General features: G+C 73.1%; 10 protein-coding genes and 1 pseudogene. 4 read left to right on the top strand and 7 right to left on the bottom strand.

Annotated elements, in window-relative coordinates:
• Positions 1-104: 104 nt before the first annotated feature.
• A pseudogene (locus ABZ646_RS29200) lies at positions 105-716 on the top strand (MBL fold metallo-hydrolase); the annotation flags it as partial.
• Positions 717-768: 52 nt separating this feature from the next.
• Here ABZ646_RS29200 and ABZ646_RS29195 read toward each other — a convergent pair.
• The 4 genes from ABZ646_RS29195 to ABZ646_RS29180 all read right to left on the bottom strand — a co-directional run bounded on the left by ABZ646_RS29195 (position 769) and on the right by ABZ646_RS29180 (position 4,061).
• Entirely contained in the window at positions 769-1,467 is a 699-nt protein-coding gene (locus ABZ646_RS29195) for an ABC transporter ATP-binding protein (RefSeq protein WP_360525110.1), read from the bottom strand.
• A 25-nt stretch (positions 1,468-1,492) separates the two neighbouring features.
• Complete coding sequence (locus ABZ646_RS29190; RefSeq protein WP_360525107.1) at positions 1,493-2,533, bottom strand: NUDIX domain-containing protein; 1,041 nt, start codon at positions 2,531-2,533, stop codon at positions 1,493-1,495.
• Positions 2,534-2,678: 145 nt separating this feature from the next.
• Positions 2,679-2,870, bottom strand: coding sequence for a hypothetical protein (locus ABZ646_RS29185; RefSeq protein WP_360525104.1), 192 nt, complete (start codon positions 2,868-2,870; stop codon positions 2,679-2,681).
• Positions 2,871-3,107: 237 nt separating this feature from the next.
• Entirely contained in the window at positions 3,108-4,061 is a 954-nt protein-coding gene (locus tag ABZ646_RS29180) for an ROK family protein (RefSeq protein ID WP_360525101.1), read from the bottom strand.
• Between the two features lie 249 nt (positions 4,062-4,310).
• Between ABZ646_RS29180 and ABZ646_RS29175 the strand changes: the two genes are divergently transcribed.
• Positions 4,311-5,360: a LacI family DNA-binding transcriptional regulator gene (locus ABZ646_RS29175; protein WP_360525098.1), complete on the top strand. Its 1,050-nt coding sequence runs from the start codon at positions 4,311-4,313 to the stop codon at positions 5,358-5,360.
• Between the two features lie 7 nt (positions 5,361-5,367).
• Entirely contained in the window at positions 5,368-6,165 is a 798-nt protein-coding gene (locus ABZ646_RS29170; protein WP_360525095.1) for a hypothetical protein, read from the top strand.
• Here ABZ646_RS29170 and ABZ646_RS29165 read toward each other — a convergent pair.
• From ABZ646_RS29165 to ABZ646_RS29155, 3 genes are all read right to left on the bottom strand, one after another.
• Positions 6,111-8,033 (bottom strand): serine/threonine-protein kinase, encoded by a 1,923-nt coding sequence (locus tag ABZ646_RS29165; RefSeq protein WP_360525092.1) that lies wholly within the window; start codon positions 8,031-8,033, stop codon positions 6,111-6,113. The genes ABZ646_RS29170 and ABZ646_RS29165 overlap by 55 nt on opposite strands.
• Before the next feature lie 157 nt (positions 8,034-8,190).
• Entirely contained in the window at positions 8,191-8,370 is a 180-nt protein-coding gene (locus ABZ646_RS29160) for a zinc-binding dehydrogenase (RefSeq protein ID WP_360525089.1), read from the bottom strand.
• A gap of 181 nt (positions 8,371-8,551) precedes the next feature.
• Complete coding sequence (locus ABZ646_RS29155; RefSeq protein WP_360525086.1) at positions 8,552-9,856, bottom strand: aldolase/citrate lyase family protein; 1,305 nt, start codon at positions 9,854-9,856, stop codon at positions 8,552-8,554.
• A 194-nt stretch (positions 9,857-10,050) separates the two neighbouring features.
• On the opposite strand from ABZ646_RS29155, the gene ABZ646_RS29150 reads away from it, so the two are divergent.
• On the top strand, positions 10,051-10,995 hold the full coding sequence (locus ABZ646_RS29150; protein ID WP_360525083.1) for an endonuclease/exonuclease/phosphatase family protein: 945 nt from the start codon (positions 10,051-10,053) through the stop codon (positions 10,993-10,995).
• Positions 10,996-11,052: the final 57 nt, after the last annotated feature.

The raw sequence follows: 11,052 nt of genomic DNA, 5'->3' as shown, positions 1-11,052 counted from the left end.
GCTAGCCGCAGGCAGACTCTGGATGTACGCCAGATGCTGTTCGCGGCTGATGGTCCTCAGGGTCAGGCTCATGTCGGGGCGCTCCTCGGGCTGGTCAGGCCTACCTGTGGCACGACCCGGACACCGGCACCTCGACCCTGGTCGACGCCGGCCCGCCCGGCTCGGGCCGGCCGATCGCGGCCGCGCTGACCGCGCTCGGCCGGTCCCCCTCGGCGGTACGACAGATCGTCCTCACCCATTTCCACGAGGACCACGTCGGCGGGGCTGCCGAGTTTGCCGCCCTGAGCGGAGCCGACGTGCTGGCCCACCGCCTGGACGCGCCGGTGATCCGGGGTGAACTCGCGGGTCCGCCACCGGTGTTCGAGGAGTGGGAGCTGCCGATCCATGCCGAGGTCGCACAACGGCTGCCGCTCGCCGAGCCGGTCCCCGTGCAGGAGATGACCGAGGTGTCCGACGGGGACGTGCTGGACTTCGGCGGCGGTGCCCGGGTGGTCCATGTGCCGGGGCACACCGACGGCAGCATCGCGCTCCATCTCCCCGCACACGGGGTGCTGTTCACCGGGGACGCGGTGGCGGCAGCACCCGACGCGGGCGGGGTGGTCCTCGGGGTGTTCAACGTGGACCGCGACCGGGCCGTCGCGTCCTTCCGACGGCTGGCCGCGCTGCGCCCGGAGGTGGCCTGCTTCGGCCACGGCGACCCGGTCACCGCGCACGCGGCACGCGCGCTGCCGTTGCCGCCGTGGCCGGGCAGCGGGGGCTGCGCAGCGGTCATCGGGCATCGTCCTCCCGGTCCGCGAGCCGGGCCAGGGCCTCGGTGTCGGCGCCGACGGCGTCGAAGACCTCGCCGGCGGCCGTGTCCACGAGTTCGTCGGCGAAGTGGCAGGCGCTGCGGTGGGCGTCGGATCCGACGGGGCGCAGGGCGGGTTCGGTGCTGTCGCAGGTCTCGCGGCGCATCGGACAGCACGGGGCGAAGGGGCAGCCTGCGGGGAGGTTCAGGAGTGAGGGCGGGGAGCCGGTGACGGGGGTCAGGCGGTCCTCCTCGCGGTCGAGTCGGGGCAGGGAGCCGAGCAGGCCGAGGGTGTAGGGCATGCGCGGGGTGCAGAAGATGTCCTCGACCGAGCCGGTCTCCACGATCCGCCCGGCGTACATGACGGCGACCCGGTCGGTGTGGCCGGCGACCACTCCCAGGTCGTGGGTGATCAGGACGAGCGCGGCGCCGGTCTCGGCGCGGGCGGCCTCCAGGGCTTCCAGGATCTGTGCCTGGACGGTGACGTCGAGGGCGGTGGTGGGCTCGTCCGCGATGATCACGTCGGGGTTGTTGGCGATCGCGATGGCGATGACGACGCGCCGGCGCATCCCGCCGGACAATTCGCCCTCGGTTTCCCCTAGGAACCTTCCGCCCCGCGCAAAAGCACCTGCGCATGCCCGGGATATGCCGAAGTCCTCGCAACATCGCCACGACGGCAAGGACTTGACGAAACGTCAGGTGATGTCAACCGACCGGGACACCGGCCTCCAGATAGAGCGCGGCGCCGCGCTCACGGGCCCGCAGCGCCCAGCGCAGCCGTTCGTAGCGCACCGCCGGCAGCAGTTCGGCGGCCTCCTGCTCGGTGACGAAACGCCAGTCGCGCAGTTCCGGTCCGGGCAGTACCAGCCGACCCGCCTCGGCCGAGTCCAGCCGGCCGCCGTCGAAGAGCAGCCGCAGCCCCCCGTAGCGGGGCGGCGCGGGCCGCTCCCAGTCGATGACCAACAGCCCGGGTGGCTCCTCCAGCCGTATCCCGGTCTCCTCCTCGACCTCGCGGACACCCGCCTGCGCGGGAGCCTCGCCGGGCTCGACGACACCGCCGGGGAACTCCCAGCCGGCCTTGTAGGTGGGATCGACGAGGAGGAAGCGGTCGTGTTCGTCGAAGAGCAGGACACCTGCGGCCACGGTCTCGGCGGTGGGTTCGGGCGTCTGCACGATGTCGCAGACCGCGGCCTCACCCCGGCCGACCGCCGCCACGATCCGCACCGCCGTCTCGTACGGCGTGAGGTCGCTGGTGTCGACCAGATGGGCGTCGGCGCCGATCCAGGAGGCGAGGGCGGCGCGGTAGGGCTCGATCCGGTCGTACGACCACTGCCGGACCCGTATCTCACCGTCGGGGAGGTCCGGCGGGATCTCCCGCCCGGCTATTCGCTCGCGCAGGATCGTTTCGGCCGGTGCGAGGCACAGATGGCGGACGGGTATCCGGCGGGCGGCGAGGCCGCCGAAGATCTCGTCCCGGTACTCCTGGCGCAGCAACGTCATGGGAACCACCAGGGTTCCGCCCAGCTCGGCGAGCATCGCGGCCGCCGTGTCGATCACCAGCCGGCGCCAGATCGGCAGGTCCTGGAAGTCGCCGACCTCGGCGAGGCGCTTGGCCGGCAACAGGTGCGTCAGCGCCGCGCCGATGACCTCGGGGTCGAAGAGCGTGCTGTTCGGGATCAGTTCGATCAGTTCACGTGCGGTGGAGGTCTTCCCCGCACCGAACGCGCCGTTGACCCAGACGATCACGGACTCCCCCTCTTCTGTTCGGCCCCCTGTGGCTTGCCCGCTCCACACTGCCACGGAAACCAGTTCCCGTTGAGGGTGCGCATGACGGAGTGCCGATGCCCCGCCGCGGAACACCGGCACCCCTGGTCGCTCCTGCCGCGCCGGGCTACTTCTGCCCCAGGAAATCCGGGTCGACGTGGAAGCTGTCCTGGCTCACCCCGGGGTCGACGTGCTCCAGGGTGTCCGAGACGTTCAGGTCGCCGAGCGAGCCGTTGTCGGCCGAGTGGGACGGGGTGATGGCGGCCACGACGAATCCGGTGGCCAGACTGGCGATGGCGAGCATGCTGCGCTTCTTCATGCCCGTTTCAACTGCGCGGGGCGCGAGGGGTCACGGGCGGCCCCGCGAGCGGAGCAACGCGGAGCCCCGGAGTCGGCAACGTCAGGCTCGAACGATGCCCAGCGAACTCTTTCCAACAGAGTCGACCACGTTTTACCGTAACCGCACAGAACAAGCAGACGTTCCCGAGCAGCCCGGCCGGCTGGACCTGAACCCCGGCCGACCGGGCCTGACGCCACTGCCCGGCGCGCGAGCGTCTCAGACCCCGGCCGCGGTCGCGTCCGGTCTGCGGGCCAGTGCGGCAGCGGCGGCACCCACCAGACCCGCGTCCGTGCCCATCTGGGCGGGCACCACCGTCAGGCGCTGGACGAAGGAGAGCGTCGCGTAGTCGGTGAGCGCCTTGCGCAGCGGCGTGAGGAGGATGTCCCCCGCCTTGCCCACACCCCCGCCGATCACCGCGATGTCGATCTCGACCAGAGTCGCGGTGGCCGCGATCCCCGCCGCCAGCGCCCGCGCGGCCCGCTCGAAGGACGCCACGGCGACCGGGTCGCCGGCCCGGGCCGCGGCCGCCACGGCCGCCGCCGAGGTGTCACCGTCGGGACCGGGCCGCCAGCCGCCCTCCAGCGCGCGCCGGGCGATGTTCGGGCCGCTCGCGATCCGTTCGACGCAGCCACGCGATCCGCAGGGGCAGGGGTCCCCGTCGAGGTCGACACTGATGTGGCCGATGTGACCGGCGTTGCCGGTGGGCCCCGGGTGCAGCCTGCCGCCGAGCACCAGGCCGCCGCCGACCCCCGTCGACACCACCATGCACAGCGCGTTGTCGTGGCCGCGGGCCGCGCCCTGCCAGTGTTCGGCGGCCGTGATGGCCACGCCGTCGCCGATCAGCTCGACCGGCAGCCCGCCGGCGACCGCGCGCACCCGTTCGACGAGCGGATAGTCCCGCCAGCCCGGCACGTTGACCGGGCTCACGGTACCGGCGGAGGCGTCCACCGGGCCCGCGCTGCCGATCCCGACCGAACCGGCCCGCTCCCACAAGGGTGAGCCGGCGAGTTCGCCGACCACCTCCTCGACGGCCCCCATGACCGTCTCGCCGTCCTGCTGGGCGGGCGTCGCGCGCTGGGCCCGCGCCTGGATCCGGCCGTGGCCGTCCACCAGCGCGCCGGCGATCTTGGTGCCGCCGATGTCGAGGGCCGCCACGAGGTCGGTGTGCATCAGAGTCAGATCTCCCCGTCAACCATGAGTAGCCGAGTAAGGAACAGGCCGGTCAAGCGGTGGGGACGCAGGCCGGAGATTGCGGTGGACAGTCTCCCTCGCATCTGACAACGTTGTCCAGGCTCTATGCTCGACGCCACATCCTCATACAAACGCATGAGGATGTGTATCCCTGATACAAACCTTGAGCCAAGACACCGACCCGTGAGCCCCGTGCCTCCCGTGGACGACAGGACAGGACGCCGTATCGTGCCCGAGACCTCCCGCCGCGCAGACCGTCTCCCCGGCTCCCGCTATGGGACCCGGCCGACGATGAAGGACGTGGCGGCGCGGGCCGGCGTGGGCCTGAAGACGGTGTCCCGGGTGGTCAACGGCGAGCCCGGGGTCACCCCGGACACCGAACGCCGGGTCCAGGAGGCGATCGACGCGCTCGGCTTCCGCCGCAACGACAGCGCACGGGTGCTGCGCAAGGGCCGTACCGCGAGCATCGGTCTCGTCCTGGAGGACCTCGCCGACCCGTTCTACGGCCCGTTGAGCCGCGCGGTGGAGGAAGTGGCCCGCGCGCATGGGGCGTTGCTCATCAACGGCTCCAGCGCCGAGGACCCGGAGCGCGAGCAGGAGCTGGCCCTCGCCCTGTGCGCGCGGCGGGTGGACGGTCTGGTGGTGATCCCGGCCGGGGACGACCACCGGTATCTGGAGCCGGAGATCAGGGCGGGCGTGGCGACGGTGTTCGTGGACCGTCCGGCCGGGAAGATCGACGCCGACGTGGTGCTGTCCGACAACTACGGCGGTGCCCGGGACGGAGTCGCCCATCTGATCGCGCACGGCCACCGGCGGATCGGGTTCATCGGCGACATGCCCCGTATCCACACGGCGGCCGAGCGGCTGCGCGGTTACCGGGCCGCGATGGAGGACGCCGGGATACCCGTCGAGGAGGCGTGGACCTCGCTCGGGGTGACGGATCCGGAGCGGGTGCGCCGGGCCGCCGAGGAGATGCTGTCCGGGCCTGCCCCGGTCACCGCGGTCTTCGCGGGCAACAACCGGGTGACGGTCACCGTGATCCGGGTGCTGGCGGAAGTGTCCCGCCCGGTCGCCCTCATCGGCTTCGACGACATCGAGCTCGCCGATCTGCTGGACCCCGGCATCACGGTCGTGGCCCAGGACTCGGCCCTGCTCGGCCGGACCGCCGCCGAGCGGCTCTTCCGCCAGCTGGACGGCACCCTCATGGCACCGGAGCGGATCGAGCTGCCGACCAGGCTGATCACCCGCGGCTCGGGCGAGCTGCCCCCGGCGGACTGAGCCGCGCATGACGGGCCGTACGCTCGCGGAACTGGGCCTCGACAGGGCACCGCGCGACCATCCGCTGAGTTACCCGGGCGGCTGGCCGGCGGACTCGGGACTCCTCGACGGCGACCGGTTGTTGCCCCTGGACCGGCTGGTGCACGACGACGGCCGGGTGCCGGTGCTCGCGGTCGGCTCCAACGCCTGCCCCGCCCAACTCCAGCACAAAATGGCCGAGTTCGGGGTCGTCGGACCGATTCCCATGGTACGGGCCAGGGTGACCGGCCTCACCGTGGGCGTCTCCGCGCACGTCAGCCGCCTCGGCTACGTCTCGGCGTCGCCGGTCCGATCCACCACGACGGTGAGCGAGTTGTTCGTCCTGTGGCTGGACGAACGGCAACTGGAGGTGGTCGACGCGAGCGAGGGCGTGCCGCTGCCGGACGGCAACTTCGAACGGGCCTGGCTGCCCGCCCCGGCCGTCCGCGTCGGCCTCGCGGACGGCACCACGCTCCCGGGCGTCCACGTCTACGTCAACCGCCACGGCGTACTGCACGACGGCACCGGCGCTCCCCGGCGCCACCCCGGCCAACGGCCTCTCCTCACCGAACTGCTCGCCGATTCAGCCGAGTTGAGAGAGCTGTTCGGTGGCACGCCTGAGGAGTTCTGCGCCCGGGCACGGGCCGACTCCGCGCTGTGCCGACGGGGTACCCGGCTGTTCGCCGAGCAGAGCTGGACGGTCGCGTCCGGCCTTGAGCGGTATCTGGACGCTCAGCAGACGGGGAGTCCGGGGAGCGGCTCGTCGTTGTCGCCGCCCTCGATGTAGACGTCGCTGATGTACACACCGGTGTTGCCGCTGTCGTCGTCGGTCTCGGCCCACCAGACGTTGGTCCACCGGCCGTGCGTCGCGCGGCGGCCGAGGTCGGCCTGGCAGTAGAACGAGTGGGAGCCCGGGTGGACCTTGCCGACCTCCGTGCCCGAGGCGGAGTAGGACCTGGCGGCACTGCGGACCTCGCAGGTGTACGTGCCGGTCCCGGTGGCCTGGCAGGCCGCAGCGGCCGTGGCGGTGGGGGTGGAGGTGGCGGCCGCGGTGCCCGAACTCGCGGAGGGGCCGGGGCCGGAGGCGTTCGACGACGGGGCCGAGGCGGATGCGCGGGCCGTCGCTGTGCCGTCCGTGGGGCGGTGGGCGCCGCCGGTCGGGGCGGTGGTCGTCTCCTGGCCCTGCCCCACGGGGTCCGGCTCGACCGAGTGCCCGGTCCCGGCGCCGCGGACGCTCGCCGAGGCGCCGGCCCGGGCCGAGAAGGGCGGGGCCGCGTCCGGCTTCGCGGGGTGCCCCTTGTCGTTCAGGAGGACGATGGTCAGCCCGATGGTGGCGAGGACGACGGCGACGGCGATCGTGGCGAGCCGTCCGGCACGGCGGCCCGGCCGACGGCCCCCACGGCGCCCCGGGGGCGACGGGGCGGGTCTCGACCGGCCGTCGGGACCGGGGCGCCCCGCGGGGTGCCCTAAGCCGCGCACGGCCCCCTGCCCAGCCGCCTGCCCGTCCACCCCGGGGGCTTCGCCCGCCGACCCTCCATCCGTCTCGGCGTCCCCGATGGGCTCTCCGGCCACCACGACACCGCCCGACCGTCCTTCGGCCACCTCGGCCTCACCCGACCAACCCTCGGCCTCCCCGACGTCGGCCGCCCCGGCGTCACCCGACCGACCCCGCGCCACCCCGCCGCCGGCCACCTCGGCCTCGGCCACCCCTGCCGCGTGCGGTTGGGGAGGCGCGCCGGCCTGCCCTCCGAGGGAACCCGGGTGCCCGCGGAGGGCCGTCGTCGGGATGTCCGTGCCCGGTTCCCGCGCCACCGCCCGCAGCAGCTCGCAGGCCTCCTCGGCCCCCGGACGGGCGTCGGGGCGCTTGGCCATCAGACGCCGCAGGACGGGGGCGAGCGGCCCGGCCCGGTGGGGTTCCGGGAGGGGCTCGTCGACGATAGCGGTGAGCGTCGAGAAGGTGGACGTACGGCTGAAGGGCGAGGCCCCCTCGACGGCCGCGTAGAGGGCGGCGCCGAGCGCCCAGACGTCGGCGGCCGGGCCGGGATCGGCGCCCCTGGCCCGCTCGGGGGCCATGTAGTCGAGCGAGCCGACGAGTTCGCCGCCGCGGGTCAGATGCGTGGCGGAGCCGTCGCCGGGGTCGGCCATGGTGGCGATGCCGAAGTCGGTGAGGACCACCCTGCCCGAGCGGTCGAGGAGGATGTTGCCCGGCTTGACGTCCCGGTGCAGGACGCCGACCCGGTGGGCCGCGGCCAGGGCGTCCAGGACCTCGGCGCCGATGCGGGCGGCCTCGCGCGGGCCCAGGGTGCCGCGCTCGCGCAGCACGTCGTCCAGAGAGGGTCCGTCGACCAGTTCCATGACGATGAGCGGCCGGCCCTCGACCTGGGTGATGTCGTGCACCACGATGACGGCGGGGTGACGCACCCGGGCGGCCGCCCGTGCCTCACGCTGCATCCGCAGCCGCAGGTCGGCCAGTTCGGGCCCCGCGCTGTCCGTGTAGGCACGCAGTTCCTTGACGGCGACCTCGCGGCCGAGGACCTCGTCCAGGGCGCGCCACACCACACCCATGCCACCGCGCCCGAGCCGGGCCACGACCCGGTACCGCCCGGCCAGCAGGCGACCGGTCCCGTCAGCCTGTCCGTACGCACCCGACACCACAGCCCCGCTCCTGACACTCCGTGAATGGCGCACCAGAGTACGGGGCGGTGACAGGGACGGTTCAAGTGGTCCGCGAATGCTGTGACTTGGCCGCTACCCGACCGTGCCGCTGCGTGGGTCCCGTCCGGTCGATCGTGTGCGACGGGCCGGACGGCCGCTACGGGACCAGGACCACCTTGCCCCGGTTGCGGCGCTGCTCGACGAGGGCGCGGGCGGCGTCGGCGAGAGGGATCTCCTCGTGCACGGCGGTGCGCAGGACGCCCGCTTCGCGCAACTGCCAGAGCTCGTTGCGCCGGCGGTCGTAGAGCTCGGGCTTGCCGACGGCGGCGGCGCGCATCTGGAAGCCGATCAGCGAGGCGCCGCGGACCAGGAGTTCGTAGGCCTCGACCGTACCGCCGCCGGAGTGAAGGCCACCAGCCGGTCGCCCGTCGCGTGACCGCCGTGGCCCGGCTCCACGAAGCCGCGCGGGGGCCGGCCGACTGCGCCTGACCGCCGGACGGACGGCTCCTGCCGCGACATCAGTCGACGGAGATCGTCAGGTCGCCGCGCCGGGGCGCCGCGAAGCTCTCCAGGTCGGCGCGGGTCAGACCGGTCAGGCGGGCCACCTCGGCGATGTCGAGGGCACCGCAGTCCAGGCCGCGCAGCAGATAGCCGCTGAGGGCCTTGGCGGTGGCGGGTTCGTCCATGACGTCGCCACCGGTGCGGTTGGCGTACCGGGCGAGCCGGGCGGCGGCCTCCTCCAGGCCCTCGCGGTAGAAGGCGAAGACGGCCGCGTACCGGGTGGGGAGGTGACCGGGGTGCATGTCCCAGCCCTGGTAGTAGGCGCGGGCCAGGGCACGGCGGGTGAGGCCGTAGTGCAGCCGCCAGGCGTCGTGCACCTTGGCGGTGGGACCGACCGGCAGCACGTTGGTGGAGCCGTCGCACACGCGGACCCCGGTGCCCGCCGCGGCGACCTGCATGACCGCCTTGGCGTGGTCGGCGGCCGGATGGTCGCCGGCCTGGTAGGCGGCGGAGACGCCGAGGCAGGCGCTGTAGTCGAAGGTCCCGTAGTGCAGTCCGGTGGCGCGGCCCTCGGCGGCCTGGATCATCCGGGCGACGGTGGCGGTGCCGTCGGCGGCCAGGATGGACTGGCTGGTCTCGATCTGGATCTCGAACCCGATCCGGCCGGGCGCCAGGCCGTGCACCTTCTCGAAGGCCTCCAGGAGCCTGGCCATCGCGGTGACCTGCTCGGCGTACGTCACCTTGGGCAGGGTCAGCACCAGCCCGTCGGGCAGCCCGCCGGCCTGCATCAGGCCGGTGAGGAAGATGTCCAGGGTGCGGATGCCCCGGTCCCGCACCGCGGCCTCCATGCACTTCGTGCGGATGCCCGTGTACGGCGCCGCCGTCCCGTTCCGGCAGGCCTCCGCGGTCAGCCTGGCCACCCGGGCCGCCGTGGCGTCCTCCTCGGGGTCGGGGCGGCGGCCGTAACCGTCCTCGAAGTCGACGCGCAGGTCTTCGATCGGCTCGCGCTCCAGTTTGGCGCGGACCCGGGAGTACACCGGTTCGGCGAGCTCCTCGGACAGGCCGAGTACGGCGGCGAAGGAGGCGGCGTCCGGGGCGTGTTCGTCGAGGGCGGCGAGCGCCCGGTCACCCCACGAGCGGATGGTGCCGGCCTCGAAGGCGTCGCCGGGGACGTAGACCGTGTGGACGGGCTGGCGGGTCCCGGGGTCACCCGGATAGCGGCGCTCCAGCTCGGCGTCGACGGGTGCGAGACGTGCGCCGACCTCCTCGCGGACCGCGCCCGCGAGGCTCGTCGCCACCTTCTCCTGCCGGACCTGGCCCATCCCGCACCCTCCTGTTTTCCACTGTACGGAATCAACAATCCGTTGAGTGAAGCTATCCGGGCCCTTCGCGGCGGTCAACACCATGTCCACAGGACGACACGCCCCCATCTGGGCATGTTCACGCTCATCACACACCTGGGTATCACACTGCTCGTCGCCCGCCCGTCCGGCTTGTGCCCCCTGAAGGAGCCGTCGTGCCGAACCAGCGCCGAGTCACCCGTCGGCTGGGACTGCAGGTCCTGTTGGCCGCAGCGGTCACCCTGCCCCTCTCCAGCGCCGCGATCACCGCCTCGTCCGCCTCCTCCGCAGCACCGCGCGCCCGCCGGACCGCCACCCTCCCGGCCCCGGCCGGCCCGGCACCCCGCCTCGACGTCATGACCTTCAACCTGCGGTACGCCGACACCGCCGAGCCGAACAGCTGGGCCGACCGCCGGCCGGTGATGCGCGAACTGCTGCGCCGTGCACGGCCGCAGGTGATCGGCACCCAGGAGGGGCTCTACCAGCAGCTGCTCGACATCGAAGCCGACCTCGGACCGCACTACGACTGGATCGGCACCGGCCGCGAGGGCGGCAGCCGGGACGAGTCCACCGCCGTCTACTACGACCTGCGGCGGCTGGCTCCCGTGGAGCACTACACCTTCTGGCTCTCCGACACCCCGGAGGTCATCCGCTCCAACACCTGGGGCGCCGCCTTCCCGCGCATCGTCACCTGGGTCCGATTCCGTGATCTCGCCGACGACGGAAGGGAGTTCTACGTCGCCAACACCCACTTCGACCAGCGGAGCCAGTACGCGCGCGAGCGCAGCGCCACGCTCCTGACCAAGCGGATCGCCGAGTTCGACCGGACGCTGCCGGTCGTGGTGACCGGCGACTTCAACGCCTACGCCCACAAGAACCCGGCCTACGACACCCTGCTGGACTCCGGGCTCGTCGACACCTGGGACGCCGCGGAGCACCGCGGCCCCCAGTACGCGACCTTCCACGGCTACCACCGGCTCAAGCCGGACGGCGACCGGATCGACTGGATCCTGACCTCGCCGGGTGTGACCACGCACCGGGCGACGATGGACACCTTCTCGATGCACGGCCAGTTCCCGAGCGACCATCTGCCCGTACAGGTCTCGCTGAGCCTGCGCTGACACGACGAGGCCCCCGTGACCGGTGCCGGTCACGGGGGCCTCGGGCAGCCTGGCGGC

The organism is Streptomyces sp. NPDC007162, assembly GCF_040634175.1.
Classification (GTDB): domain Bacteria; phylum Actinomycetota; class Actinomycetes; order Streptomycetales; family Streptomycetaceae; genus Streptomyces.
The sequence above is the reverse complement of the archived record's forward strand: the minus strand, read 5'-3'. Positions and strand labels throughout refer to the sequence as shown.

Excerpts from the sequence above, each read along its gene's own strand:
- ABZ646_RS29185 (WP_360525104.1), bottom strand. The coding sequence starts at position 2,870 with ATGAAGAAGCGCAGCATGCTCGCCATCGCCAGTCTGGCCACCGGATTC.
- ABZ646_RS29160 (WP_360525089.1), bottom strand. The coding sequence starts at position 8,370 with ATGCGCGCCGCCGCCGTCGGCAAGCCCGAGCTCTACGACCGCCGGCGC.
- ABZ646_RS29180 (WP_360525101.1), bottom strand. The coding sequence starts at position 4,061 with ATGCACACCGACCTCGTGGCGGCCCTCGACATCGGCGGCACCAAGATC.
- ABZ646_RS29155 (WP_360525086.1), bottom strand. The coding sequence starts at position 9,856 with ATGGGCCAGGTCCGGCAGGAGAAGGTGGCGACGAGCCTCGCGGGCGCG.
- ABZ646_RS29170 (WP_360525095.1), top strand. The coding sequence starts at position 5,368 with ATGACGGGCCGTACGCTCGCGGAACTGGGCCTCGACAGGGCACCGCGC.